Genomic DNA, 26632 nt, shown 5'->3' on the forward strand with positions numbered 1-26632 from the left:
ATGAAAGCGAATGCCTTCCGTGTCTTCCCTCTCGCGCGCGTCCCTGTTGTTCGTCGCCACCCTGGCCCTGACGGGCTGCTCCGAGGAATCCTCGGCGGACGCCGGCACGTCCGTGGATGCTGGCTCGTCCGTGGATGCTGGCTCGTCCGTGGATGCTGGCTCGTCCGTGGATGCTGGCTCGTCCGTGGACGCAGGAACCTCCGACGCGGGTGACGGAGGCGGGGATGCGGGGACCGGGGACGCCGGCCCCGTCGATGCGGGCGACCCGTCCTCCGAGGACGCCGGGAGCGGGAGTCCCGACGCGGGCCCCGACGTCGAACCCTGGGACGGCGGCGCCGCGACGCTTCCTGAACGGACCGACGCGAAGGTCCCTGCCCCCTATTCGGACTGCGCCTTCACCCTGGCGACGAATGCCTCCGTCGCGGACTGCTCCGACCTGTCCCTGTTCGACCGCGCCTCGTGTCCCGCGGACGCGTTCAACACGCTGGAGTCCGTGGGCCACTACCGGCTGCTCACCCAGTCCCCTTCGGGTTTCATCCTCGCCGGCTATGGCGTGAGTCTGCCGTTCGATGGAAGCGCGGGCACGATGCTCGGCTGGCCGCTGACGCGCCAGGAGGTCGGTGCGGGCGCGTTCCTCGTCAACAGCACCTTCGGCGCGGCTTCCCCTTCCCTTCCTGCCCGGGACTTCGTCTTCGTGGGGTGCACCCGGCCCGAGCCCCGTCGCGTCAACGGCTGCTTCGTCCAGTGCTCCGACGGCAAGGTGCGCAGCAAGGGGACCTTCACCGCGCTGCGCCCCTCCTGGGGTCGCGGTGAGTCGGAGTCCTCGGGAGGGCTCTTCCTCCGCTCCGAGACCCGTGTCCCCCTGGGCCTTCCGCTGGAGGTGGCCGTGGCGAAGGACCATGCCTACGTGGTGGCCGCCAGAGACAGGTCCCAACCGGGCGGGCTGGCCGTCTTCGACGTGACGACACGGACGAGCCCCGTCCTCATCCAACGCATCCCCGCGCCGGACACCACGTCCTGGAACAGCGTCTGGGCCGAGGGCGACGCGCTCTACATCGCCAGCAGTTCAGGCGTCCTCATCTACGACATCTCCAACCCGGCGGAGCTGCGGTACGTGCGCGCCGTGCCGGACGAACCGCTCAACGTGCACACCGTCCATGTGCAGGGCGACCGGCTCTACGCCATGTCACCCTCCCCCACGGGCCAGACGCTCCTGTTCGACGCGAGCTCACCGTTTTCGCCCGTGCTGCTCAACCGGGTGACGGCGTCCGGGGACCTGGGCGGGCCACACGACGCCTTCGCCTATCAGGATCGCCTCTACGTCAGCAGCATGAGCTCCGGCTACGTGGTGTTCGACGTGGCGAACCCGGCTCAGGTCCAGGAGCTGGGCGCTTATCGCTACAACGGGCAGGATGCGCACACGAGCGCGGTGGGCACCTTCGCGAGCCGCACCATCGCCTTCGAAGCCAGCGAGGGGCCGGGCACGCACCTGCGCGTGCTGGACGTCACCGACCCCGCGAACATGCGGCTCATTGGCGAGTACGCGCTGCGCCCCGAGTACTCCATCCACCACCTGATCCTCCGGGGCACCAAGCTCTACATCACGCACTACCAGGAGGGTGTGCGCGTGCTGGACGTGTCCGTGCCCCCGAAGCCTCGCGAGGTGGCGTACTTCAACACCTTCCTGGAGACCCAACCGGGCCGGGGCAGCAGCCTCTACGAGGGCGCCATCGGCATCCGCGTCCCGAACGACGGGTATGTCTACGTGGTGGACTCGCACCGCGGGCTGCTCATCTTCAACGAGCCGTGAGGCATCGCGTCCGCGCGCAAGGGTTGCTGGAGCGCGCGGGACCGATGGTTGCCGGATGGAGGGCAGTTCACGCACTCCACGCCGAAGGGACGTTACCGGACCGTGTCGATGGAGGCCCCGCCGTCCTGGTGGGGCTCCGGGTTCCCGCGAAGAGGTCCGCTTCCCATGTCCCGCCTGCCCCGCTGGCTCCTGCTGTTCACCACCGCCCTGGCCCTCTCAGGGTGCTCGTCTTCCACCACCCCGGACGACGCGGGCCCTGCCCCCGTGGATGCCGGCACGTCCGACGCGGGCGGCGACTCCGAAGCGGGTGACAATTCAGACGCCGGTTCGGACGCCGGCACTGACACATCCGACGCGGGCTCGGTTGTCGACGCGGGCACGTCCGACGCGGGCACCGACCTGCCGCCCTGGGACGGCACCGCCGAAACGCTGCCCGAGCGCACCGACCACGTGGACCGGGGGCTCTACTCCGACTGCGCGTTCACCCTGCCCGTGGGCGCTCCCGTCGCCGCCTGCAACGACGCGTCCCTCTTCGACCGGTCCTCGTGCCCCTCGGGCGCGTTCGACAGCGTGGACACCGTGGGCTTCTACGCCATGGATGCGCGGCCCTCGACCGGCTACGTGAACAACCTCTCCGCCTTCGACCTGCGGCTCCCGTTGGACGGCTCCGCGGGCAACCTCTCCGGCCGGGCCCTGACGCATCGGGCGGTCGGAGCGGGCGAGTTCGTCGCCGCCACCACCTACGTCGCCACCCGCATCAACCCGGCCCGGGACTTCGTCTTCGCAGGCTGCACACGGCCCACACCCGACCGCATCAACGGCTGCTACGTGCAGTGCTCCCAGGGCAAGGTGGGCATCGTGGGCACGTTCACCGCGACGCGCGCCGGCATCCCGGCCCGGGGTGAATCCGAGTCCTCCGGCCTCACCCTCGTCTCCGAAGCCACCGTCCCCCTGGGCATGGCCGTGGATGTCTACGTCGCGAAGGACCACGCCTACGTGGTCGCCGACGGCCATGCCAGCGCGCTCGGGGGCCTGGCGGTCTTCGACGTGACGAACCGGGCGCACCCGGTACTCAAGAAGGTCATCCAACTGCCGAACGACACGCTCTGGAATGGCGTGTGGGCAAAGGGCGACGCGCTCTACATCGCCAGCGCCAGCTCCGGCGTCATCGTCTACGACATCTCCGACCCCGCGGATCCGCAGTACGTGCGCGCCGTGCCCGGCGAGCCGACCCCCGTGCACACCGTGCACGTGCAGGGCGACCGGCTCTACGCCATGGCCCCGGCGCAGACCGACGCGGTGCTCCTGTTCGACGTGTCCTCACCGCTGGCGCCCGTGCTGCTCAACAAGGTCTCACTCCAGGCGGGAGGCAACGGCCCCCATGACGCCTTCGCGTACCAGGACCGCCTCTACGTCAGCTACACGGAGTCGGGCTATGTGGCCTTCGACGTGAAGGACGCCGAGCACATCGAGAAGCTGGGCTCGTATGTCTTCGACGGCCAGTTCGCCCATGCGAGCGCGGTGGGCACCTTCGCGGGCCGCACCCTCGCCTTCGAAGGGGGCGAGTTCCAGGGCTCCCACCTGCGCGTGCTGGACGTCACCGACCCCGCGAACATGCGGCTCATTGGCGAGTACGGCCTGCGCCCCGAGTTCTCCATCCACAACATGATCCTCAAGGGCACGCGCCTCTACGTCGCGTACTACCAGGAGGGCGTGCGTGTGCTGGACGTGTCCGTGCCGCCAAAGCCGCGTGAGGTGGCGTACTTCAACACCTACCGGGAGACGGAGCCGGGCCGCATCGGGGGCATCTTCGAGGGCGCCATCGGCATCCGCGTCCCGGACGACGGGTACGTCTACGTGGTGGATACGCACCGAGGACTGCTCATCCTTCGCGAACCGTGAGCCGGCCGCGCCCGACCTCCAGGCACAGCTCCCAGCCGTCCTCGAGGAGGTCCTCGGAGGGCGCGGGCTCCAGCCGACGCCGCAGCTCCTCCCCCGCCGTGCCCTGGAGTTTGGATTCCTCCAACTTGATGCGGGCACGCACCTCTCCGCCGACATCCCACGATCCATCCGAGCCGGACAGCACCATCAAGTCCGCTTCGAGGTTCCCCACCACGAGGTGGTCCGCGCCGGTGTACAGCGCGCGGACCCGCTCGCTGCCGATGACCACGAGGCCCGAGTCCGCTGGGTCCCCGTCCATCAGCGCGCCGTGGATGATGAGGTCTCCCAGGACGACCACGGTCCCCCTCAGGTGGACATGGCCGTGGAGCTCCAGCGGGCCCTGGTAGATGACGAGTTCGTCGTAGGTCGTGCCGAGCGTGATGAACGTGTCCCCGTCCTGCTGATGCGTCGTGGAGAAGCTGGGGAACGCGGCGACGGGCCCACCGTGCCGCTTCAGCGCGTGCGCGACGATGAACTCCCAGTCCGGGGGACTCCGGGCTTCGGGAATGGTGATGGGTTCAAAGGCAGGCCGCGCCAGTGCCTGCTCCAGCGCCTGGGCCATGCTGTCGCGCCACGCGTCCTTCAGGCGCTGCTGCTCGGGTGTGGGCCAGGCAGGGTTGCTGCTCCAGTGGTCGACGATCTCCCCGCCGGGAACGCGAGTGCGCAGGTCAGCGAGGGCTTCGTCGATGTCTGGGCGGCGTGGGTGCATCCGGGGGCTTCTAGCCCGGCCCTGGTGGCTGCGTCATGCTGCCGCGAAGCCTCTCGCCGTCCGGAGCCCCTGCCCATGAAATCCCCCGTGCGCCTGTCCATCACGGCGCTGTTCGCCTGCGCCGTGTCGCTGTCCGGCTGTCACAAGGACGACCCCGAGGTTCCAGACGCGGGCCCTCCAGACACGGCGGGCACGGACGTGGAGCGCACCGACTACGTGGACGTCCTTCCCGACGTGCCGTGCGCGGATCCGGATTACGCATCGCCCCGCGCGAACTGCGAGGACCCGGGCAGCTTCGACCTGTCCCGCTGTGACAAGGCAGCCGTCGGGGCCGTGTCGCCCTCCGGCACCTACCGCGCCATCCTGCGCTACACCTCCCAGAGCGCCTTCGGCGCCGGGTTCCGCCTGGGCGCCGAGGGCAGCCCCGGCACCCTCCTGGGCCGCCCCCTGGTGCGCCAGCAGGTGGACGCCCAGGGCTTCTTCCTCACCAATGAGTTCACGACGTCCACGAAGGCCGTGCAGCGCTATGCGCTCGCGGGCTGCCGCGTGCCGGAGCCGGGCCGCATCACCGGCTGCTTCGTGCGCTGCACCGACGGCGTGCCGGACTACTCCGGCACCTTCGACGCACGGCGCATGAACTGGACCGAGGAGCCGGTCCGCTCCCCGTCCCTGCACCTCGTCTCCGAGACCGCCGTCACGCAGGGCGACCCGGTGGACGTCTACGTCACGAAGGACCACGCCTACGTGGTGTCCCTCCCCCGGGGCACGGAGGCGGGCGGCCTGACCGTCATCAACGTGGCCGACAAGGCGCACCCGGTCGTCGTCACGACGCTGAACCTGCCCAATGACAGCTACTGGAACGGCGTCTGGGCCAAGGGCGACGCGCTCTACATCGCCAGCGGCAACTCCGGCGTCATCGTCTACGACATCTCCAACCCGGCGGCGCCCCAGTACGTGCGCGCGCTGCCCGGCGGCGCCATCAACGTGCACACCGTGTTCGTGGAAGGCGATCGGCTGTACGCCATGTCCCCCGCGCCCAACGGCGAGACGCTCCTGTTCGACGTGGCCACGCCGCTGGCCCCCCAACTGCTGAGCCGCATCTCCGTGCCGCGCTCGGATGCGACCAGCTACCCGCACGACGCGTTCGCGTACCAGGACCGCCTCTACGTCAATCACAGCACCACCGGCTACGTCATCCTGGACGTGACCCGCCCCAACGTGACGCCCGTGCTGGGCGCGTATTCCTTCCCCAATCAGTACAGCCACGCGAACGCGGTGGGGACGTTTGGCGAGCGCACCATCGCCTTCGAGGGCGGCGAGCGGTTCGGCGCGCACCTGCGCGTGCTGGACGTCACCGACCCGGCGCGCATCCGCCTCCTCGCCCAGGTGAAGATGCGGGCGGAGACGTCCATCCACAACCTGGTGCTCAAGGGCACGCGGCTCTACGTCGCCTGGTACCACGAGGGCGTGCGCGTCTTCGACGTGGCCACCCCCGAGAGTCCCCAGGAGGTGGCGTCCTTCAACACCTTCGACGAGCTCCACCCGCGCAGCACCGACAGCCTCTACCAGGGCGCCATCGGCATGCGCGTGCCGGGGGACGGGTCCATGTACGTCGTGGACCTGTCGCGCGGCCTGCTGGTGTTCGACGAGCCCTGAGCGTCAGACCTCGATGCGGTTGCGGCCGTTGGACTTGGCCCGGTACAGCCGGGAGTCCGCGACGCGCAGCAGCTCCTCCAGGGTGGTGCCGTCCTGCGGCGCCACCGCGAGCCCCGCGCTGAAGGTGACGTGGAAGGCTTCGCCCCTGTCGCCCTCGAAGGACATGCCCGCCAGCTCCTCCGCCGTGCGGGAGAGGATTTCGCGGGCGGTCTCCGCCGTCTCCCCCAGCAGCGCGACGACGAACTCCTCGCCGCCCCAGCGGGCGCGCAGGTCCTCGCGGCGGAAGCGCGCGCCCAGGAGGCGCCCCAGCCGCATCAGCACGCGGTCCCCGGCGAGGTGGCCGTGCTCGTCGTTGACCTTCTTGAAGTGGTCCACGTCCAGGAAGCACAGCGCCAGCGGCCGGTCCACGCGGCGCGCCTCCGACAACCGGGTGGTCACCGCCTCCACGAAGGGGCGGCGCAGCATCAGGCCGGTGAGCGCGTCCCGCTCCGTGCGCTCGCGCGACAGCCGCGCCCGCTCCAGCCGCGCATGCACGCGGGCGCGCAGCTCCTCGCGCAGCACGGGCTTGGCCAGGTAGTCGTCCGCGCCGGCCTGGAACGCGGCCAGCCGGAACTCCAGGCCCACCTGCGCCGTCACCAGCAGGATGGGCAGCTCCTGCCACTCCGGCGTCAGGCGCAGGATGCGGCACAAGTCGAAGCCGCTGGGCCCGGGCATCTGCACGTCCAGCAGCAGCAGGTCCGGACGGTGCTGCGCGAGCGCGTCCAGCAGCCCGTACGCGTTCTCCAGCCCCACCACCTCCACCGCGTCGCTCACCAGCGCCTGGGTGAGGGCGCGCACCGCCTCCGGATCGTCGTCCACCACCATCACGCGGGCGCGCTCCTGCCGCCGCGCCGTCACCAGCCGCTCCGCCGCGGTGGCGAAGTCCTGCAATGTGAAGGGCCGGGGCAGGAACAGCGACGCGCCCGCGTGCGCCGCCACCACGCGCTCCTGCAAGCCTCCGCCGGAGCTGGAGAAGGCCAGGGGCAGCGACTGGTGCCCGTCCAGCGCCCGCAGCGCGTTCGCCGTGGCGAGGCCTTCCACGCCCATGTGCAGGAGCGCCCCGTCCACCCACTGGCGCCGGGCCACCGCGCAGGCCTCGTCGGCCGAGGCCGCCGTCACCACCCGCACGCCCTCCTGTTCGCCCATGCGCTTCGCGTCCGCGAGCAGCGCCGGATCCTCGTCCACCACCAGCAGCGTGCCCATGGCGGACGGAGGCTCCACGACCTCCGGCTCCGGCTCCACTTCCACCGGCAGGGCGACCACGTCCTCCAGCGCCTGGAAGGCCTTGGCCACCGCATCCCAGTCCAGCGGGCCCCCGTGCCTCACGGGTTGCAGCACGTCCTCCAGCTTGCCCGCCGTGATGCTCACGTCCCGGAAGCCGTAGCTGCCCGCGGTGCCGTGCAGCTTGTGCACGACGCTGTAGGCCTCCTCCATCGCCGGGGCATCCCCCTCACGGCCCCGGCCCAGCAGCGCCTTCAGCGTGGCCAGGCGGTCCGGCAGCTTCGCGCCATAGTCCGCGCTGAGCAGGGCGAGGCTCGCCGCGAAGGCGTCCTCCGGTTCGGGCTCCTCTTCCTCCAGCGCCTCCAGGGGCGGGGGCGGCGGCTCCGCCAGCGCGAAGAGCTGCTCCAGCCACACCGCCAGCTCCTCCGGCCGGTAGGGCTTGTGCACCACGCGCGCCACGCCCAACTGGCGCGTGAGCAGCTCATGGCTCTTCAGGTCCTTCCAGAAGGCGGAGGCGAAGAGCACCGGCAGCCCGGGGCGCGTCTGGCGCAGCTCGCGGATGAAGTCCGCGCCCGTCATGCCCGGCAGGAGGCCGTCCACGATGGCGGCGTCCACCGGCTGGGACACCAGCACCTGGCGCGCTTCGGCGGCGGAGCGCGCGGGGGTGACCTTGTAGCCCTTGTCGCGCAGGAAGGTGCAGACCAGCGTCTGGAGGTCGCGGTCGTCCTCCAGGAAGAGGAGGGTCTTGTTGAGGTGACGCGCGGTGCTCATGGCAGCGCCTTTCTGGGTTCGGTGGCCGCGACATCCCGGCGGGCCAGCAATCCGTTGAGCAGCTCCCGCACGGAGTTCACCAGCTCCTCTTCCGAGGAGCGGGCCTTCGTCAGGTGCCGCGTGATGCCCAGCGTGAGCTGGCGTTGGTCGGTGCGCGAAAGCTCCCGTCCGGTGAAGACGATGAGCGGGGTCGCGCGGCCCTTGCCCTGGCGCAGGATGTCCACCACCTCGAAGCCGTCCAGGCGGGGCAGCCCCACGTCCAGCACGATGAGGTCCGGGGGCGTGTCGCGCGCGAGCGCCACCGCGCTCTCCCCGTCCGCCGCTTCGATGCACAGCGCGCCCAGCCGTTCGAACTGCGCGCACAGCACCCGGCGCGTGGTGGCGTCATCGTCCACCACCAGCACCCGCGCCTGTCCCGGCTGGCGCATGGCGTAACGCAGTGTCTTCAGCAACCGGGTCTCATCCACCGGCCGGGGCAGCCAGTCCACCAGCAGCGGCGTGCCCACGCCCGCGGTGCCGTCCGTCGCGCGGCCGGACAGCGCCAGCACGGGCAGCTCGCGGGTGCGCGGCAGCTCGCGCAGGCGGCGCACCCAGTCCAGCACGTGGCCATCCGGCATCTGCGTGTCCACCACCAGCGCGTCCGGCAGCGTGGTGTCCACCGCCTGCACGGCCTCCGCGAGCGTGGCGGCGCGCACCACCCGGTAGCCCTCGTGGGACAACAGACCCCTGAGCAGCGCGGACAGGTCCGCGTCCGCGGTGACGATGAGCACGTTGTGGCGCGACTCGTCCCGGGGCACCGGGGACACGGCGCCGGGCGAAGGGGCCGGGGCGCGCAGGGACTCCAGGCTGAAGTGGAAGGTGGCGCCGTGGCCGGGCTTGCTCACCACTTCGATGCGGCCGCCGTGCTGCTCCACGATGGCCTGCGAGATGGCCAGCCCCAGGCCGGTGCCGCCCTTGGAGCGGGTGTCGGACGCGTCCAGTTGCTGGAAGCGGCCGAAGAGACGGGAGAGCTTCTCCTCCGGGATGCCGGGGCCCTGGTCGGTGACGCTGAAGCGCACGCGGCCGTCCGCCGCCACGCTGGAGGCCACCACCACGGAGCCGCCCCGCGGGGAGAACTTCACCGCGTTGGAGACCAGGTTGGTGAGCACCTGGATGAGCCGGTCGCGGTCGCCCTTCACCTGCGGCGAGCCCTCCACGTCCGAGCGCAGCGTGACGTGCGCGGTGTCCGCCATGCCCTGCACGCCCAGGAGCGTGGACTCCACCAGGTCCTCCGCCGTCTGGGGCTGGAGCTTCAACTCCAGCATCCCCGACTCCATCTTCTCCAGGTCGAGGATTTCGTTGATGAGGCGGATGAGCCGTTCGGTGTTGGTGCGCGCGATGCGCACCATGTCCAGCGCCTGCGTGGGCAGGTCCCCCACGATGCCGCCCTCCAGCAGGCCCAGCGAACCCCGGATGGAGGTGAGCGGCGTGCGCAGCTCGTGGCTCACGGTGGAGACGAACTCGTTCTTCATCCGCTCCACGGTCTTGCGCTCGGTGAGGTCGCGCACGAAGACGGTGGTGCGCGGCGGGCCTTCCCCGTGCACGCGCGCGAAGGTGAGCTCCGCGGGGAACACGCCGCCGTCGGCGCGAAGGCACGGGGACTCCACGCGCGCCGCCGGGCCGGTGTCCTTCTGGAGCGCGGCATGGACGCTGTCGCGCTGGGATGCCGGCAGCGACGCGGGCAGCGCGAGCGCCAGGAAGTCCGCGCCCACCGCCCGGGCGGACGTCAGCCGGAAGTGGCCTTCCGCGGAGGGGTTGAACTCCACCACGCGGCCGGCTTCGTCCAACACCACGATGCCGTCCGGGGACGCCTCCAGGATGGCGGCCTTGCGCGCATCGCTGGCCCGCGCCTCCGCGCTGGCGGCGGACAGGGCCTGGGTGCGCTCGGCCACGCGCGCCTCCAGGCCCCGGTTGAGCTCCCCCAGCGCCGCGGACGCCCGCGCCAGCCGCACCAGGACGACGAGCACGTAGAGGACCAGCAGGAAGGACACGCCGAAGAGGACGATGCGCGTGCGCTCCGCGCGGGACTGGGACTGCTCCTGGAGCTGGAGGTACGTGGTGATGAGGCGCTCGGCCTCGCTGCTGGCGCTGTGGTCCAGGAGCGTCTGGAAGGACGCGTCCGCCGTGCGCAGCAGCACCGTCAGCTCCCGCGCCTGGGCCACCAGGAGATACAGCGCGGCGAAGGCGTCGGTGGACAGGCGCTGTCCCTGGCGGGCCTGTTCCAGACGCGCGAGCGAGCCTTCCACCCGCGAGCCGAAGTCCTTCCCGTGCGGCCGGGACGCGGTGAGCACGTCCCCTCCCAGCGTCTCCACCTGGTCGCGCAGCGCGCCCGGAGGCAGCGTGGCGGCGGCGGCGAAGACGCTCTTGGGGAAGGCCTCGCGCAGGGCCGCGAACTGTTCGTCCTTCTCACGGGCCGTGGTGAGCAGGACGCGCGAGCCCTCGAGCACGCGCAGGTAGGCGTCCAGGGACGCGGTCAGTGAGCGCATGCCTTCATCCGGCAGGAAGCCGGGCATGGCGCGCAGCATGCGGGCACGGGCCTCCAGCGCTTCGAAGTCGTCACGGGTGGAGCCGTGCGCTTCCCGCATGCCCACCCGCTGGCGCAGCACGTCCAGCTCCAGCTCCGCGGTGGCCACGCGCAACTGGCGCAATTGGGTGCGGTAGGCGTCGTGTTCGGCGGTGGATCCGGGACGCCCCAGCATGAACAGGGTGCACAGGAGCACCAGGGCGCCCGCGGCCAGCGCGGCGGAGCGTTTGGACAGGCGAGGTTCCATTCAGGGCACCAGCTTGCGGATTTCCTGCGGCAGCGTCATGGGGTCGAACGGCTTGCCGATGACGCCCACCGCGCCCAGCTCCAGGTAGCGCGCGACCTCCTGCTTCTGAATCTTCGCGGTCATGAAGATGATGGGCGTGTTCGCGGTGGCAGCCTGGGCGCGCAGCCGGCCAAAGGTGGTGGGCCCGTCCATGCCGGGCATCATCACATCCAGCAGGATGAGGTCGGGCACTTCCGCGGCTGCCTTCTCCAGGGCTTCCGCGCCGGAGGAGGCCAACACCGTCTGCCACTTGCCCACGCGACTGAGGCTCAGTTGACCGATGGTGCGGATGTCGTCTTCGTCATCGACGAGCAGGACTTTCTGGATGGTCGCCATGGGGAGAAAGTGCTCCTCGGGGTCGGGGTTGGATCGGGGTTACGCGCAAGGAGGTGGACTGGATCCATGTTCAGGGTTCAGCGAAGCCCTGTCCAAGCTTCAGGCTCCGGGTCCCGGGGTCGGCGCGCACTCGGGCAGGTCGAAGGAGAAGCGGGTGCCTTCGCCGGCGCGGGTGATGAAGCGCAGGGTGCCGCCCATGCGGGCCACCAGCCCGTGGGCGATGCTCAGCCCCAGGCCGGTGCCGGGACGCTTGCGGGTGTCGGACGCGTCCGCCTGGGCGAACTTCTGGAAGACGCGGGGCTGGAAGGCCTCCGGAATGCCGGGGCCATGGTCCGCCACCTCCACGCGCAGGCAGCTGTCCTCGCGGGTGAGGGAGAGGGTGACGCGTTCACCCTGGGGGGAGAACTTGATGGCGTTGGACAGGAGGTTCGCGAGCACCTGGTTGAAGCGGTCCTCGTCCACACGGGCGCGGGCTTCCGGGGCGTCCACCTTCACTTCCAGGTGCACGCCGTATTCGGCCGCGTAGCCCTGGTGGGCCTGGAGCGCCTGGGCGAGCAGCGGGGCGACCTCCGTGGCCGCCATGCAGAGATCCAACCGGCCTGACTCCATCTTCTCCAGGTCCAGGATGTCGTTGATGAGGCGCAGCAGCCGTTCGCTGTTCCGGTAGGCGATGCCCACCATGTGCGCGACTTCCGAGCCCAGGGGCCCGGCGATGCCGCCGCTCAGGAGGCCCAGCGAGCCCCGGATGGAGGTGAGCGGCGTGCGCAGCTCGTGGCTCACGGTGGAGATGAATTCGTTCTTCATCCGCTCCACGCGCTGGCGTTCCGCCTCCAGGGCACGGGCCTGGGTGATGTCGCGGGCCACGGCGTAGAGCAGGCCTTCCTCCGCGTCCGGGACGGCGTTCCACTGCAACCAGCGCCAGGAGCCGTCAGCGCAGCGGGCGCGGTGTTCGAACTGGAGGACGGGGGCGCCTTCGCGGGCTCGGGCCAGGTTCAGGGCGGTGGCGGCGCGGTCCTCTTCCAGGGCGAGGTCCACGAGGGAGGTGGAGTACAGCGCCTCCTCGGAGAAGCCGAGGGTGCGGCACCAGGCCCGGGACAGGCGCAGGAAGGTGCCGTCCATGGCGGCGATGCAGAGCATGTCCACGGAGACTTCGAAGAAGCGCTCCTGCTGCTCCAGGGCCGTGCGGGCCTCGCGCTCGTTGAGGGCGTTGAGCTCCACCTCCGACCAGCCGGCCATGTCCGCGAGCGCGCCCCGGTCCGCGTCGGTGAAGTCACGCGGCTGGTGGTCGATGAGGCACAGGGTGCCCACGCGGCTGCCGTCGGCGGCGCGCAGGGGGTGGCCGGCGTAGAAGCGCACGAAGGGGGCGCCCACCACGAGCGGGTTGTCGTGGAAGCGCGGGTCGAGCAGCGCGTCCGGCACGACGAAGCTGCCCGAGGACAGGATGGCGTGGCCGCAGAAGGACACGTCGCGCGGCGTCTGGGGGGCGTCCAGGCCCTGGCGGGCCTTGAACCACTGGCGGTCCTCGTCCACCAGGGACACCAGCGCGATGGGCACGCGGAACAGGTGGGACGCGGCGCGCACGATGCGGTCGAAGCGCTCATGCGCGGGCGTGTCCAGGAGGCACAGCGAGCGCAGGGCCTGCAAGCGCCGCGGCTCATCCACGGGCGTCGGGGGAGGGAGCATGGCGTGAGCCCCGTGCTACCCCACCTGTTTGCCATTGAGGAGGGGGGTCCTTGGGGCGGGCGGGCAGGGGAGAAATGGGTGGTGTGGCTGCACAGCATGGGTCGTGAGCGAACCAGCAGGCGGATTTTACAGGCTTGACGCCAACAGGGAGAGGGGGGCAGTCGTTCGCTTGCACGGATTGGAGGCAAGTGTTGCCCATGCCCATGACGAAGCGCCTTTTGACTTCTGCCCTCGTCCTTCTGGGCCTGCTGCCAGGATGCTCGCTGTTTGGTTACTACAAATATGAGCGGACACCGCGAGGCACACCGGCAGAGGCTGATCAGATCGACTTCCCCAATTCCTATGCGGACGGGACACATCTCGACGGGCCCGCGCTGGCGGCCTTCATCGTCGCGCTCAACGAATTCATTCCGCCGCACAGCAAGGCGGACACCGCCAATGAAGCGCTGACGAAGTGTCTGACCCGCCGTGACACGTACGACGCGACCATCTTGAAGGCCAACGACGACCTCTACTTCGTCAGCTTCCTCCCCAAGATCGAACGCTGCGGCATCCAGTTGGAAGTGCCCATCCTGGACGCGGGGGCAGACTTCGCCATCGATCGCAACGGTCGCATCCTCGACGAGCGCTAGCGGCAGGAAGCGCGCGGATCCGCGTCCGTGAATCCCAACCTAGCCCGCGGGCTTGCGCTTCTTCGCCACAGCCTTCTTCCGGACCACCGGAGCGGACGCAGCCGGCGCGGGCAGCACCGACACCATCGCCTTCACCACGCGCGACACCGCCTTCAGCCGCGCTGGATCCAACTCCCGCAACGTGCGCATCAGGCGCCGCAGCTCCGCGGATTCCTCTTCATGCCGGGGCGCTCGCGAAGCCACCGGCGACGGGCCCGGACCCACGCCCAGCAGCGCGTCCGCCGACACCGCCAGCACGTCACACAGCCGCCGCAGGTTCTGCGCCCGGGGCAACATCCGCCCGCGCTCCATGCGGCTGTAGACCTCCATGGCGATGCCCACGCGCTCCGCCACGTCCGCCTGCGTGAGCCCCAGGCGCATCCGCGCGTCGCGCGCGGCGGCTCCAAAGACCGTGTTCAGCTTCTCGTTGACGGGGGCAGGCACCCCCAAAACCTTGCACCTCTCCCCCGGCACGCAAGTTTTCGGGCCCCTCCCGCGCTCCCGTGGACGCTCAGCGCGCCCGGAACGCCAACACCCCCTGGATGACCAGTCCCAACGCCTTCAACTCCTCCTCGTCCAACGGCCGCAGCGCCCGCACCAACCGCCGCAAGGACGGCGGATCCTCTTCCCGGTCCGCCAACGCCATCGTCAGCGCCTCCTGCGGCGGCGTGGGCCCGTCCAATCCCAGCAGCGTGTCCGCGCGGATGCGCAACACCATGCTCAACCGACGCAGCGTCGTGGAGCTGGGCAACACCCGCCCCCGCTCCATCCGGCTGTAGACCTCCATGGCGATGCCCACCTGGCTGGCGACGTCTCCCTGGGTCAGCCCCTGTCGCTCACGGGCCGCGCGCGCCGCCATGCCCACCGTGATGGCCAGCTCCTCGTTCATTGCCGCTCACCACTCCTGGCCGGAAAGCCATGTTCCCCGTGAAGTCAGGTGTCCGACGCCCTACCTGACATGGCACCGACACTACCCCAAGGGGCAGGCGCCATGCTATGGACCTCCCAGGTCCTACGGACCTTTCCCCCATGCTTCCGCCCAGCCACGTCCCTCCTCCTGAATTGAACCTTCCACGTCCTACAACTGTTTCCCGCCCCGCGGGCCCGGGGAGGTACCCGCGATGAGCATGGGAATCGAAGGTCACCCCCTTCTGCTGCAACCCCAGGAAGTGGTGGGCAGCTTCAAGCTCCTGAAGCGCCTGGCCACCGGGGGCTACGGCACCGTGTTCCTGGCGGAGACCGGGGGCGTCCCCGTGGCGCTGAAGTTCGCGCTCCATGGGCCCCAGGACGCCGAGGAAGGCTCGCAGGTGGACGCGCGCACGCTCAAGGAGGTGAGCGTCCTGCACCGCATGGCCCACCCCAACGTGGTGGCGCTGCGCGGCTACCACCGCTGGCCCCACCCGAGCACCGGCTACCTGTTCCTGGTGATGGACTACGTGGAGGGCCCCACGCTGTCGGAGTGGGCCATGGGGTCGCGGCCTTCTCCCCGGCAGGTGGCGCGGCTGTTCGCGGAGCTGGCGCTGACGCTGGACTTCGTCCACCGCGCCGGCGTGCGCCACCGCGACATCAAGGGCAGCAACATCATCGTGCGGGCGTCGGACGCCCGGCCGGTGCTGGTGGACTTCGGCTCCAGCGACCACGCCTGCGCCGCGCGGATCACCGACGACCGGCCCCCACCGGGCACGCCCAGCTACCGCAGCCCGGAGCTGCTCCGGTACTGGCTGCGCTACCCCAAGCACATCACCCGCTACGCCTACCAACCCACCGACGACCTCTATTCGCTGGGGCTGGTCCTCTTCGAGGTGCTCACCGGCGACTTCCCCTACCCCACGAACGTGCCCGCCGAAGCGCTGCTGGGCCGCATCCGCGCCGCCCCCAGCCGCTCCGCCCGCGCGCTCAACCCGCGCGTGCCCCACGAACTGGATGCCATCTGCGAACGGATGCTGCGCCACGACGTCACCCAGCGCTACCCCATGGGCGCGGACCTCTACGCGGACCTGAACGCCGCCCTGGAGCGCGCCCCGGCCAGCTGGGACATCCCGCTGTTCGCCGCCCCGCCGCTCCACGACGCCGTCACGGAGGAGTCCGACGAGTTCTTCGACGGCAACGAGGAGGCTCGCGAGATGCGCCGGTGGGCCCGGGCCCAGGACTGGCGCATCCCGGGCGCATCCCCCCACTCCAGCGCGCCCCCCGGCCCCGCCCCGTCCCTGGGGCTGGCCGCGCCCCTGCCGCCCCCCATGCCCTGGCGCGTGGCCCGAAGGCTCGCGTGGCGGCGCCTGTGGGAGCGCTGGGCCCGGCGCCTGGGATTGCATCGGGACCGATAGACCTGTAGGGTCTCAAGGAGTCCTGACGACCCTGCAGGTTTTCCCCGCGACGGGGTTTGTGCTACCTGCGGGGTCGAGCGATTCCCGTTCGACCCTAGAGGTTGAAAGGCAGGACATGAAGACCCCCGATACGACGACGGAGGAGATTCCCGGTGTGCCCCGCCGGCCGCGAGTGCTGTTCACGGTGGGCGGCACGGCCTTCGAGTTCGTGCGCAAGTTGGAGGTGCGCGCCACCGGGGAGCTGTTGATGCTGGCACGCCGACGCTACCGGGGCGGGCTGGGCGGCCCGGTGGTCATCAAGCGGCTGCGCAACCCGTCCGGCTTCGTGGAGCGCCGTCGGCTGGTGGAGGAGGTGGAGCTGACGTTCCGGCTCAACCACCCCGGCATCGCGAAGGTCTACCACCTGAAGGCGTACCGGGGCGTGCCGCACGTGGTGATGGAGTACGTGGAGGGCCGGTCGCTGGACACGGTGCTGAACCTGGTGGCCATGCGCAGAAAGCCCATGTCCGCGGCCTTCGCCGCGTGGGTGGTCTCCGAGGTGGCCGAAGCCCTGCACCACGCGCACACGCTGCGCGACGAGTGGAACCGGCCGCTCCACATCATCCACCGCGACGTGAGCCCCCGGAATCTGAGGCTGGGCGTGCACGGCGAGGTGAAGCTCACGAACTTCACCGCCGCGTTCTCCACGCTGCCCGGCCGGGAGATCACCAGCCGGCCCCTGGTGAAGGGGGACGTGGCGTACGCGTCCCCGGAGGCGCTCCGGCGCGAGCCGCTGGATGCTCGAAGCGACCTGTTCAGCCTGGGGCTGGTGCTCCTGGAGGTGCTGACGGGCACGCACCCGCTCACGCTGGGGGACGCGGCGCCCCCGCCTCCGCCGGACCTGCCCCTGGTGGAGGCCCAGGGCCCCACGTGGATGCCGCTGACGGAGGTGGCGGCGCGGATGGCGATGCTGGGCGCTCGGGAGGTGGAGCACCTGGCGCGCGACGTGCCGGAGGGGCTGCGGGTCGCCATCGTCCGGGCGCTGCGACAGGTGCCGTCGGAGCGCTTCGATTCGGCGGCGGACCTGGCCGGAGTCCTGCGCGAGTGGCTGCGCCAGCACGCGCCCGGGTACGGACGGCAGGCCGCGGCGGAGGAGGTGTCCGAGGCGGCGAGGGAGGCCACCGGCCGGCGCAATCAAGCGGAGCTGCTGGAGGGGGGCCTGCACCCGGCGGAGCTGACGTCCGACGAGGCCGCGATGGCCTCCGAGCCGGTCGTGCCGCCGCCGTTCCTCGGGGGCGACGACGCGACGCCGAACGTGAACGACGAGCCCCTGCCCGTGGACCTGGAGGGGCTGGACGAGCTGGCGGGACCCGACGAGGAAGCGCTGGACGAGGACGACGACGGGCACGAACCGGTGTGAACCGGGCCGCGCTGGGACGCCCGTTACCCGAGTCTCCCAGGACCGACGGGGTGCCGCCGTCGCCGTGCTCTTCAATCCTGTCATCAACGGCTCGCGCGTCCGCGAGACGGGCAACGTCATCTTCAATGCGGACGTGAGTGACGATGACGGTTCGGTGCGGTGCTGGGGGTGCGGGGCCTTCGGACAGCGGGGCTGAGAGAACACCCAGACCTGACGCCGTTCCGGGAAGGCCATGACGCCTGCCCGCCTGCCCTTCGGCCTCAGCGAGGTCGGCTCCGAAGCAGGTTGCCGGACACGGGGACCGTTACGAACGTCAGTCGGACGGAGGAATCCATCATGGCCGACAACGACAAGCGTCAGACGCCCCCGCAGCCCGCCGAGGACTACTACGGGCGCCCCACCGGCGCACCCCAGGACGACGCGGCCGTGCCACGCGAAGGCCAGGACTCCACATCCTCCTCGCCTCGCGATGAAGAGGCGGACCGCAAGGCCCACCCGCGTCCCGACGTGGACGATGACGAACGTACGCCCCACCGCGAGCTCACCGAGGCCGACGAGAAGGGCGTCCGCCCCCGTGAGGCCAGCGACGACACGGACGACGGCGACTTGACGCCCCGCGACGCCAGCGGCCTCCACCCGTACGACCCGCGCGAACGGGCTCCCGGCGCCTCGCTGGACGAGCTTCCGGACGGCGACGGGCCCCGCAGCGACGCGGGCACCAATCCCCTCTCCGACGTGTACCGCTACGGCCACCCGGACCGCTCTCCGGACCGCGAGCGCTGAAGACAGACACCCTCTTCGCGCGCACCGCGGCGACAGACACCGCCGGACCGCCGGGCCAGGAACCGGGGCACTCCGCCCCGTCCTGGCCCTGGCTGCGTTCATCCGGCCCGCATCACCCCACGCGGCGCGGGGCGTGCTCCAGGCGGTGGGTGTCCACCCACGCCTGCGCCTGCGTCATCGTGTCCACGAAGACCGTGTCGAAGCTGGCCGCGTGCCCGGTGAGCAGCATGGCCACCGACATCGCCTTGCCCACCACCCGCTGCGTCAGGTCCGAGCCCACGTACACCACCGAGCGCATCCACTCCGCGCGCACGTTGTTCGCCAGGTACTTGCGCGACTCGGTCGGCAGCTCCGAACCCTGCACCTCCGCCACCAGGTAGAACGGTCCGTGGACCGCCATCTCCTCGTAGACGCGCAGACACCACTTCGCGTCCTGCAATCCCACCAGTCCCATGTACCGCGTATGCAAGGCGTCCGGCGCGATCATCCGGATGCGATGCGCGCCGCACGTCCATTCGCGTGATTGATCCATTTGGTGCTCCCCCCATCCAGGCCTCCCCTACCCTACGCCGACCCCCTCCGCCCGAGGGAAGAGCCGCCCCGCGAACCTGCCCTTCAGGGCAGGTCCTGCCTGTCCTTTGGATGTCAGACCCCCCCTGTACTGTGTACCCATTCCGACAGCCTTCCAGAGGGGGAATCACCGTGCCGGAGACCCGTGAAATGCCGCGAGTGTCGGTCAACAAGCTGGGCGAATACCTCATCGCGACGCCCGCCCGCAGGAAGCGCATCATCCATGACCAGAAGCACCCGCCGGAGGCCCAGTACCTGCGCTATCCGGAGGCGTCGTACGCCGTCACCGACTTCCTCTGCCGCGGCCTGGACATGAACGTGCTGAAGGAGGCCCAGCGCCGGTTCGCCTGCGCGGTGCCGACGTCGGAGTTCGAGGCGCAGCGCATGCAACTGTGTTCAGAGGCGCTGGAGCGCTTCGCGGACCTGGTGCCGTGGCTGGACCTGGACGACGCCATCATCAGCGCCGTGGGGGCGGAGCCGCCGGTGCTGGAGATGGCGGGCGTCACCATCAGCGTGCGTCCGGAGGTGGTGGTGCAGCGGCTGGACAAGCAGGGCCAGCCGCGCGTGGGGTTGATGAAGCTCTACTTCTCCAAGACGCAGCCGCTGGATGAACGGTCGGGGCAGTACATTGGCACGCTCCTGCAGCGCTTCGCCGAACAGCACCTGTGCCGGCTGGGCCCGGCGGACCACCGGCTGATGACCGTGGTGGACGTGTTCGCGGGGTCGCTGTTCGTCGCGCCGCGCGCGCACATCCGCCGGCTGGGGGACGTGGTGCTCGCGTGCGAGGAGATCGCCGATCGCTGGGCCGTCCACTGAAGAAGGCCCGCGCCTCACCCGCGCCCCGTGGAGGGCTTCACGCAAGCCTTCAGGGGAGCGGTTCGGCGGGAGGCGGGGTGTGGTGTTGCCGGTGCGCCTCCAGCCACTCGCGGGCTTCCTTGCGGGTCTCCAGGAACCGGGCTTCCAGCCGGATGCGGCCGGTGAACTGGAGCGCCACCACCAGCGCCTGCAGCACCTCGCGCTGGGAGCGCTTGCCCCCGAAGAAGAGGATCGCCTGGAACCATTCGGGGCGCACGTGTTCGGCCAGGAGCTTGCGCGGCGCCACCGACTGCGCGGTCTCCTCCGCCACGGGCCCCATGGAGCCCCCCAGGTCCACCACGAGGTAGTAGGGCCGCCCCAGCTCCGCGTACTGCTCCTGGAGCAGGAGCGTGAGCTGGCGCGCCTCCTCCTCGGAGAAGGTGCCGCGAATCGTCGCCCAGAGGACGTCGGACGACTCCAGCGACACCCGCTGTGTCCCCAAGAGCCATTCCCTTAGCGCTGCCATACCCTCTCCCACGCAGAGTCTCCGAGGGTACTCAAAACCGGAGCAACGCCACCAGCCCGAGATGCCCTCTTTCCCGGGTGAGGCAACACCACGCGACCTCACGGGTCCCACTCCCGCGCATCCGGGGGTGGCCCCGTGGGAGGGGTGCGGCGCTTCGCGTCGCGTCGTGGACACTCGTGCGCGGGGGAACGGCGCCGGGTGAACGCCGGAGGCCCGGCCCGGTTTTTTCCATGGGGGGAGGGTCTGCCGGGTGGTGAACAGATGCCGGTATGATTGCCGGCGGGCGACCGTGCGGACGTTCGCCCGTGGTTGCGCCGCCGACCGGTTGTCGGGGCGCGCCTCCTTGCTCACTGTGAAGAGTCGCGCGCGAAGGCGCGTGTGGATGGGGGCGTGGTGTTGGACTCCTTGTGGAACAAGCGCGCCGTGCTCGTGTCGGGCAAGGGTGGCGTGGGGAAGACGACGCTGTCCGCGGCCATGGCCGTGGCGGCGGCGCGCTCCGGGCGTCCGGTGCTGCTGGCGGAGCTGTCCCCGGACGAGGGCGGTCCGTCCACCCTGGCGGGTCTGGTGGGCGCGAAGGACGCCGGGGCGAAGGTCGTCCCGGTGCGGCAGAACCTGTCCTTCGTGCGCCTGTCCGCCGCCGAGGGCCACCGCCAGTTCCTGGAGGAGACACTGCCGGCGAAGTGGCTGGCGGAGGCCGCGCTGCGCTCGCGCGCGCTCCGGCGCTTCCTGGAGGCAGGGCCCGCGCTCAAGGAGATGGGGCTGCTGTACCAGATGCTGACGCTGGTGCGGCGCACGCACCCGGATGGCCGCCCCCTGTACCCGCTGGCGGTGCTGGACCTGCCGGCCACCGGCCACGCGATGGCGCTGGCCACGCTGCCCCGGAGCCTGCTGTCGCTCATCCCGGGCGGGCCCATTGGCCGCGCCATGCGCGAGGGCCTGGACCTGTTGCAGGACCCGAAGCGCACCGGCGTGGTGCTCACGACGCTGCCGGAGCCCCTGCCGGTGAGCGAGACGCTGTCGCTGGCGAAGGAGCTGAAGGACGTGGGCCTGCCCCTGTCCGTCGCGGTGCTCAACCGGCTGCCGGAGGACCCCTTCACGCCGGAGTCACTCGCGGCGCTGGGGCGTTTGTTGGAGACCCATGGGCCGCACCGGGGACAGCGGGCGCTGGAGCGGCTGGAGCGCGCCCGGGAGGCCCGTCAGCGGCTCCAGGCGGGCACGGCCGTGCCACAATGGGGGCTTCCGGACCTGGCCCTCACCGGCCCGGCGCTGGTGGAGCGGCTGTCGGAGCTGTTGGTGCCCACACTCGAGGAGGCCGCCCATCCCGGCGGCCGGGAGGCCACGCCATGAACCTGGACGCCATGCTGCGCGACAAGCGGGTCATCGTCCTGTGTGGAGCGGGAGGGGTGGGCAAGACGACGACGGCGGCGGCGCTGGGCGTGGCCGCGGCGCGCGCGGGGCGCCACGTGCTGGTGCTCACCATCGACCCGGCGCGCCGGCTGGCGGAGGCCATGGGGCTGAAGGAGAACGGCCCGGAGCCCACCACCGTGCCCCCGGAGCGCCTCTACGCGGACGGCCCCCAGGGCGAGGGCCGGCTGGACGTGTGGATGCTGGAGCCGCGCGTCATCTTCGAGCGCATGGTGCGCAAGCTGTCCGCCACGGAGAGCGCCGCGCGCGCCATCCTGGACCACCGGCTGTACCGCTTCCTGTCGGAGCTGGTGGCGGGCGTGCAGGAGTACGCCGCCGCCGAGGCCCTGGACGGCTTCCTCACGGACGGCCACTACGACCTCATCCTCCTGGACACCCCGCCCAGCCGCCACGCGCTGGACTTCCTGGAGGCGCCGGGCCGGCTGGCGCGCTTCCTGGATGACCGGGTGATTTCCCTCTTCGGCCCCGACTCCAGCCGCACCGGCCGCCTGTGGCAGGGCGCGCAGGCGCTGGTGGGCAAGGTGCTGGATGGCGTCTTCGGCGGAGGCTTCGCGCAGGAGATGCGCACCTTCGTGGGGGCCTTCGGCGGCCTGTTCGCCGGCATCCGCCTGCACACGGAGCGGCTGCGCGCGCAGTTGGCGTCGAAGGACGCGGCCTTCCTGCTCGTCACCTCTCCGGAGGCCGCCGCGCTGCGCGAGGCCACCTTCTTCAAGGACACGCTCCTGGCGCGCGGCCTGCCCTTCGCGGGCTATGTGCTCAACCGCAGTTGGGCGCGCGAGGATGGACTGGCGCCGGCCGCCAACCTGAAGCCCCACGCCCTCAACGCCGTGGACACCGACGCCGTGCTCGCGCTGGAGCACCTGGCGGGCGTGGAGGACGCGCGCGCGACGGCCCACCGTTCGCTGCTGGCGAGGCTGGCGGAGGGGCTGCCCCTGGGCGCGATGGCCATCGCCGCGCCGGACGCGGGCGCGGACCTGGAGGACTTCCGGGGGCTCGTGAACCTGGGCGAGGCGCTCACCGTCGCCTGACGTCCGGGCCCCGCGCGCCGGGGCCTCGCTTCCGCGCGCCGGGCAGGGCGGGCAGGCGGCCGTCGCCGCTCCCGGTCGTCTGGAGCTTTGCGCGCTCCCTCCGGCTTCCCATGTTCGTCAGGCGAGGAGGCTTGCGACGCACATGGGAACCAAGGACTACAGCAACGGAAACGGCCGGCAGGACCTGGGGCGTGCGGACCGGTCCACCCCGCCCACCGACGCCATGGCCACGCACCGCCCCCCGGACACGGCCCCGCCCGGCTCGCGGGAGCGCGCCGAATCCGACGTGAGCGGGTGGAACCCCGCACGCGATGAGGAACCGGCCGCCCGGCAGGGACGCTTCCACCGCGCCGCCGCGTGGCGCCTGGGCCAGGTGCGCACCGACGTGGATGACACCGGCACCTGGCGCCAGGACCGCGAAGGCGAGCGCGGTGGCAGCCAGGGCCCCTACGGCCGCGATGACCGGGACGTCCGCTCCGCCACCGGACAGGGGCCACGTGAGCAAGACGTGCGCTCCGCCGCGCAGCTCACCGGACGGACGATGGGTGACCAGGAACTCGAGATGCAGCCCCAACGCGCGGACTACCGCGACTGGGACCGCACCGGCTACGGCGGCGAGGAGCCCCTCCTGCGCGACCGCCGGCCCCAGGTGCCACGCGAGCAGTCCGCGCGCGCCACGCCGGCCTCATCCTCGCGACGCAGGTGGCAGCGTGAGCCGCTCACCGCGCGCGACATCATGACCCGCGCGGTGCGCACCGCCCGTCGCGACAGCACCCTGCGCGAGGTGGCGCAGTGGATGAAGGACGAGGACTGCGGCGTCGTGCCCATCGTGGACGCGGAGGGGCGGCTGCTTGGGCTCGTCACGGACCGGGACCTCGCGCTGCGCGCCTTCACCGGCGGCCGGGCGGTGGACGACCTGCGCGCGGCGGACGTGATGACGGAGGACATCGAGGTGGTGCTGCCGGAGGAGAACCTGCACGGCGTCATCGACCTGATGGGACGCAGACAGGTGCGCCGCGTCCCCGTCGTGGAGCCCGACGACCGGCTCGTGGGCATCATCGCGCTGGGGGACATCGCCAGCCGCGCGGATCAGGACGAGGAGCTGCAGGACGCGCTGGAACGCATCTCCTCGCGGCGCTCGTTCTGGAGCCGGCTGCGTTAGCCGCACCCGTGAGGCGCGGCGCACGAAGCCCGCGCCTTACGTGATGGTGACGACCACCCCGGACGCATCCGACGTCGCGGTGAACTTCTTCAGGTCGGACGTGGCCACCCCGTCGATGCGGGCGCCCGTCTTGCTGAACGTCGACGCATGACAGGGGCACAGGAGCCCGTCCACGCTCGACTCGAACCCCACCTCGCACTGCAGGTGCGGACAGACGGAGTCCACCGCCGAATAGGTGCCGTCCTCCAGCTTGAAGACGAACACTGTCTTGCCGTAACCGGTGGGCGTGCCGCTCACCATGCCGCCTGTGTCCTGGAGCGCGGGGAACTGCGCGAACGTCAGCGTCAGCGTCCCGTTGATCACCGAGGGGAAGTTGTCGTCACCGGACTTGAGCGAGATGCTCAGCACCTGGGTGCCCGCGTTGTACGTGGCCACGTAGGCCTTGAGCGGCACCGTGGCGGGCGCGTTCGTCACCGCGCCCGTCAGGTCGAAGCGCGACAGGTGGCAGGGGCACACGGCCTCCTTGCCATCGAAGCCCATGGGGCAGCCCACGTGGGTGCAGGTGGCGGACAGCACCGCGTAGGTGCTGTCCGAAGGGTGCACCACCAGCAGGTTCTCCTGCCCGGAGCCGTTCGGAAAGCGCAGCGTCACCGAGCCGCCCACGCGGGACAGGTCCGGGTAGCGCTGCACCACCAGCGACACGACGCCGTCCTCGCCCGGGGCGGGCACGTCCAGCAGCGGCGAGGGGTCGATGTCCGGCGCGCACGCGGGAATCCCCGCGACGGCGACGCCCGTGCCCAGAAGCTTCTTGAAGAAGTCTCGACGCGACGAGCTCACGTACCCTCCTGGAAGACGAGGTGGGGCTCCAGCACCAGCTTGTCTTCCACCTTCACCATCAGCAGCGTGGGGCGCTCAATCTTGTAGCCCTCCAGGCTGACCTCGAAGGTGCCGTCCGCGGTGACCTGCTTGGCGGACTCGAACTTCACCGTCATGGGGACCTCCACGTCCTTCGTCACGCCGTGGAAGGTCAGCTTGCCCTTGAGGACCACCGGCACTGAGCCCGGGAAGGTCGCGGGGGCCTTCACGCCCGTGGCCACGGCCTGGAGCGTGATGAGCGGGAACTTCGCCGCCTCCGTCACCTCCAGCATGTGCGTGTCGCGGTTGGAGTTCTGCGAGTCGAAGTCCTTCACCTGCGCGCGCACGGCCACCTGGAGGGTGCCGTCCGGCTTCAGCACGGCCTTGCCCTCGCTGGGGGGCGCCTTGCCGGACACCTCGTGCAGCTTGTGGATGAGCTTGTAGGTGAGCGTGCTGGCGTCCTTCTTCACCGAGTACAGCCGCGGGGCGTCCTGCGCGGCGGCGGGAAGCGCGAGCATCAGGGCGGCAAGCGTGGCGAGTCGTCGAACAATCACGGCGTCCTCCAGAGGGGGTACGGCTCTGCCTCCGCACAACGGCCGGCGCGCGGAGACATTCACGGCAGGGGGGGTGAGGTCAGAAGGTGAGGGTCACGATGCCCGCGGCGACGCAGCCCAGCGTGGCATAGCCAACCACCTGGTGCGCGGTGGCGTACTTCGGCTCCTGGAGCTCGCCGTAGCTGTGGGTGGCCAGGATGCCCAGCACGGCCTGCGCGACCATGCCGGCGGTGGCCAGGCTCATGAAGATTTTATGGAACGTCACCGAGTCCCACTGGAAGGCGCGCTCCACCGGGTCCGGGGCCAGGATGCCCAGCGCGCCCACGGTGGCGAACAGCACCGACGTGCCGATGACGACGCCCCGGTGCCACGCGAGCAGCGTCCGGTCATCCCCGCCGCCCCGGAACGAGCGGTTGAACTGGATCTGCCCCAGCACCGTGGCCGCCGTGAGGCCGCCCGCCATGCCCAGGCCCAGGCCCTGGTGCAGCAGGAGCATGGTGCGCCGCGTCTTGAGCTGGTTGTCCAGCTCCGGATCCAACAGGCCCGCGGAGGCCTCCGCCTCCGGCGCGAGCAGGTCGAAGTCCAGGCTGGGCTCCGTGATGGAGGAGCCCGTGGAGGGCTGCGACTCCGGGGTGGCGGACACCGGCGGCGCCACGTCCGGCGTCAGGGGCTGGGGCGCGGCGGCAGGGGCGGACTCCGCGGGCGCCGTCTCCTGGGGAGGGGGCGCGGGCGGCACGGGCTTGCGCTTCGCGGGCTTGCGCTTCGTCGCCGCGACCAGCAGCACGGGGGCGTCCGACGCGAGGGCCGCGCTCGCGGGGGAGGCGGCCAGGAGCAGGGCGGCCAGGAGGGGGGCTATGACGCGGGTCATCATGGGGTTCCCGAAAGGGGGACGACGCGGCCCGTCGAAATGGGGGAGGCCACCCCTCCACGCTACCCCGGCTCGCGGCCCCGGTGCACGGGAGTGCACACTGGGTCCCGGTGCCTCTTGCGGCAGCGATAAGTCACCCGGGGGGTGGAATCCCCTCGAACCCCCGGGCCCCTGAAAAGTCTCGCGGCGGCTCAAGCCGGGGTGGTCGCGGGGACCTCTGACCGGGGCGCGGTGTCGTGGGACAGCTCCTGTCCCAGGGCGTGCGGATCGAAGTAGGCGAAGAAGCGCCGGATGCGGTCGCCGTCCCATTCGATGATGGAGACGCCCTCGTAGGCGATGGCCGCCCCGTTGGGGGACTGCCCCTGCGTCTCCCACTCCAGTGCCACGCGGTCGCCAGACTCAATCACGTTGCGGAAGGTGGACTTCACGCCGCCCAGGGTGGCCTTGTATTCGGTCCAGAAGCGGCGGGCGCCATCGATGCCCGTGAAGACGCTGGGCGAGGCCACGTTGCTCACCTGGGCGTCATCGGCGAAGAGGGCGAGCAGCGATTCCATGTCGCCTTCCGCCTCCAGTTTCAACAGGGCGTCCACGAACCGCTGCGCTCGTTCCATCGGCATCCGCGTCCTCACTCGTTGGCGAAGGGGTTGTGCGCAAAGG

General features: G+C 71.0%; 25 protein-coding genes. 12 read left to right on the forward strand and 13 right to left on the reverse strand.

Annotated features, from left to right (window positions below):
- Positions 1–10: 10 nt before the first annotated feature.
- Together OV208_RS06545 and OV208_RS06550 are read left to right on the forward strand one after the other, a co-directional pair.
- Positions 11–1810, forward strand: coding sequence for an LVIVD repeat-containing protein (locus OV208_RS06545; RefSeq protein WP_267572960.1), 1800 nt, complete (start codon positions 11–13; stop codon positions 1808–1810).
- Between the two features lie 165 nt (positions 1811–1975).
- Positions 1976–3712: an LVIVD repeat-containing protein gene (locus OV208_RS06550; RefSeq protein ID WP_267572961.1), complete on the forward strand. Its 1737-nt coding sequence runs from the start codon at positions 1976–1978 to the stop codon at positions 3710–3712.
- Here the strand turns inward: OV208_RS06550 and OV208_RS06555 are convergent.
- Positions 3693–4460 carry a hypothetical protein gene (locus OV208_RS06555; RefSeq protein WP_267572962.1) on the reverse strand — a complete coding sequence of 256 codons (768 nt, stop codon included), beginning with the start codon at positions 4458–4460 and terminating at the stop codon, positions 3693–3695. The two genes, OV208_RS06550 and OV208_RS06555, sit on opposite strands and share 20 nt — an antisense overlap.
- Before the next feature lie 75 nt (positions 4461–4535).
- Here OV208_RS06555 and OV208_RS06560 point away from each other — a divergent pair, with 75 nt between their 5' ends.
- Complete coding sequence (locus OV208_RS06560) at positions 4536–6116, forward strand: LVIVD repeat-containing protein (RefSeq protein ID WP_267572963.1); 1581 nt, start codon at positions 4536–4538, stop codon at positions 6114–6116.
- Between the two features lie 3 nt (positions 6117–6119).
- Here OV208_RS06560 and OV208_RS06565 read toward each other — a convergent pair whose 3' ends face one another.
- The 4 genes from OV208_RS06565 to OV208_RS06580 form a co-directional block, all read right to left on the reverse strand.
- Positions 6120–8147, reverse strand: a complete 2028-nt coding sequence (locus OV208_RS06565) for a response regulator (RefSeq protein WP_267572964.1) — start codon at positions 8145–8147, stop codon at positions 6120–6122.
- On the reverse strand, positions 8144–10957 hold the full coding sequence (locus OV208_RS06570) for an ATP-binding protein (protein ID WP_267572965.1): 2814 nt from the start codon (positions 10955–10957) through the stop codon (positions 8144–8146). The genes OV208_RS06565 and OV208_RS06570 overlap by 4 nt, the downstream gene beginning before the upstream one ends.
- Positions 10958–11332 (reverse strand): response regulator, encoded by a 375-nt coding sequence (locus OV208_RS06575; protein ID WP_267572966.1) that lies wholly within the window; start codon positions 11330–11332, stop codon positions 10958–10960.
- A gap of 99 nt (positions 11333–11431) precedes the next feature.
- Positions 11432–13015 carry an ATP-binding protein gene (locus OV208_RS06580; RefSeq protein ID WP_267572967.1) on the reverse strand — a complete coding sequence of 528 codons (1584 nt, stop codon included), beginning with the start codon at positions 13013–13015 and terminating at the stop codon, positions 11432–11434.
- Positions 13016–13212: 197 nt separating this feature from the next.
- Here OV208_RS06580 and OV208_RS06585 point away from each other — a divergent pair, with 197 nt between their 5' ends.
- A complete protein-coding gene (locus OV208_RS06585) occupies positions 13213–13647 on the forward strand; it encodes a hypothetical protein (RefSeq protein ID WP_267572968.1) in 435 nt (144 codons plus the stop codon).
- Between the two features lie 39 nt (positions 13648–13686).
- Here OV208_RS06585 and OV208_RS06590 read toward each other — a convergent pair whose 3' ends face one another.
- Positions 13687–14130, reverse strand: coding sequence for a helix-turn-helix domain-containing protein (locus OV208_RS06590; RefSeq protein WP_267572969.1), 444 nt, complete (start codon positions 14128–14130; stop codon positions 13687–13689).
- Positions 14131–14197: 67 nt separating this feature from the next.
- The gene (locus OV208_RS06595) at positions 14198–14575 is read right to left on the reverse strand and encodes a helix-turn-helix domain-containing protein (protein ID WP_267572970.1); all 378 of its coding nucleotides are present in this window, start codon (positions 14573–14575) and stop codon (positions 14198–14200) included.
- 232 nt (positions 14576–14807) lie between these two features.
- Here OV208_RS06595 and OV208_RS06600 point away from each other — a divergent pair, with 232 nt between their 5' ends.
- The 4 genes from OV208_RS06600 to OV208_RS06615 all read left to right on the forward strand — a co-directional run bounded on the left by OV208_RS06600 (position 14808) and on the right by OV208_RS06615 (position 18192).
- Positions 14808–16010, forward strand: a complete 1203-nt coding sequence (locus OV208_RS06600) for a serine/threonine protein kinase (RefSeq protein WP_267572971.1) — start codon at positions 14808–14810, stop codon at positions 16008–16010.
- Positions 16011–16125: 115 nt separating this feature from the next.
- Positions 16126–17409 (forward strand): serine/threonine protein kinase, encoded by a 1284-nt coding sequence (locus tag OV208_RS06605; protein WP_267572972.1) that lies wholly within the window; start codon positions 16126–16128, stop codon positions 17407–17409.
- A 64-nt stretch (positions 17410–17473) separates the two neighbouring features.
- Entirely contained in the window at positions 17474–17605 is a 132-nt protein-coding gene (locus OV208_RS06610) for a hypothetical protein (protein ID WP_267572973.1), read from the forward strand.
- A 140-nt stretch (positions 17606–17745) separates the two neighbouring features.
- Positions 17746–18192 (forward strand): hypothetical protein, encoded by a 447-nt coding sequence (locus OV208_RS06615; RefSeq protein WP_267572974.1) that lies wholly within the window; start codon positions 17746–17748, stop codon positions 18190–18192.
- 112 nt (positions 18193–18304) lie between these two features.
- Here OV208_RS06615 and OV208_RS06620 read toward each other — a convergent pair whose 3' ends face one another.
- The gene (locus OV208_RS06620) at positions 18305–18724 is read right to left on the reverse strand and encodes an STAS/SEC14 domain-containing protein (protein ID WP_267572975.1); all 420 of its coding nucleotides are present in this window, start codon (positions 18722–18724) and stop codon (positions 18305–18307) included.
- A 170-nt stretch (positions 18725–18894) separates the two neighbouring features.
- Here OV208_RS06620 and OV208_RS06625 point away from each other — a divergent pair, with 170 nt between their 5' ends.
- The gene (locus tag OV208_RS06625) at positions 18895–19578 is read left to right on the forward strand and encodes a hypothetical protein (RefSeq protein ID WP_267572976.1); all 684 of its coding nucleotides are present in this window, start codon (positions 18895–18897) and stop codon (positions 19576–19578) included.
- 49 nt (positions 19579–19627) lie between these two features.
- On the opposite strand, the gene OV208_RS06630 is transcribed toward OV208_RS06625, so the two are convergent.
- On the reverse strand, positions 19628–20083 hold the full coding sequence (locus tag OV208_RS06630; RefSeq protein ID WP_267572977.1) for an STAS/SEC14 domain-containing protein: 456 nt from the start codon (positions 20081–20083) through the stop codon (positions 19628–19630).
- Positions 20084–20476: 393 nt separating this feature from the next.
- Between OV208_RS06630 and OV208_RS06635 the strand changes: the two genes are divergently transcribed.
- From OV208_RS06635 to OV208_RS06645, 3 genes are all read left to right on the forward strand, one after another.
- Positions 20477–21430 (forward strand): ArsA family ATPase, encoded by a 954-nt coding sequence (locus OV208_RS06635; protein ID WP_120542919.1) that lies wholly within the window; start codon positions 20477–20479, stop codon positions 21428–21430.
- Positions 21427–22536, forward strand: coding sequence for an ArsA family ATPase (locus OV208_RS06640; protein ID WP_267572978.1), 1110 nt, complete (start codon positions 21427–21429; stop codon positions 22534–22536). The genes OV208_RS06635 and OV208_RS06640 overlap by 4 nt, the downstream gene beginning before the upstream one ends.
- 142 nt (positions 22537–22678) lie before the next feature.
- A complete protein-coding gene (locus tag OV208_RS06645; protein WP_267572979.1) occupies positions 22679–23698 on the forward strand; it encodes a CBS domain-containing protein in 1020 nt (339 codons plus the stop codon).
- Between the two features lie 36 nt (positions 23699–23734).
- Here OV208_RS06645 and OV208_RS06650 read toward each other — a convergent pair whose 3' ends face one another.
- The 4 genes from OV208_RS06650 to OV208_RS06665 all read right to left on the reverse strand — a co-directional run bounded on the left by OV208_RS06650 (position 23735) and on the right by OV208_RS06665 (position 26592).
- Positions 23735–24535, reverse strand: a complete 801-nt coding sequence (locus tag OV208_RS06650; protein ID WP_267572980.1) for a ubiquinol-cytochrome c reductase iron-sulfur subunit — start codon at positions 24533–24535, stop codon at positions 23735–23737.
- Positions 24532–25107, reverse strand: a complete 576-nt coding sequence (locus tag OV208_RS06655) for a YceI family protein (RefSeq protein WP_267572981.1) — start codon at positions 25105–25107, stop codon at positions 24532–24534. The genes OV208_RS06650 and OV208_RS06655 overlap by 4 nt, the downstream gene beginning before the upstream one ends.
- A gap of 79 nt (positions 25108–25186) precedes the next feature.
- Positions 25187–25978 carry a hypothetical protein gene (locus tag OV208_RS06660; RefSeq protein WP_267572982.1) on the reverse strand — a complete coding sequence of 264 codons (792 nt, stop codon included), beginning with the start codon at positions 25976–25978 and terminating at the stop codon, positions 25187–25189.
- A gap of 188 nt (positions 25979–26166) precedes the next feature.
- A complete protein-coding gene (locus OV208_RS06665; protein ID WP_267572983.1) occupies positions 26167–26592 on the reverse strand; it encodes a nuclear transport factor 2 family protein in 426 nt (141 codons plus the stop codon).
- Positions 26593–26632 lie beyond the last annotated feature (40 nt).

The sequence above is a fragment of the Corallococcus sp. bb12-1 genome (assembly GCF_026626765.1).
Classification (GTDB): domain Bacteria; phylum Myxococcota; class Myxococcia; order Myxococcales; family Myxococcaceae; genus Corallococcus; species Corallococcus terminator.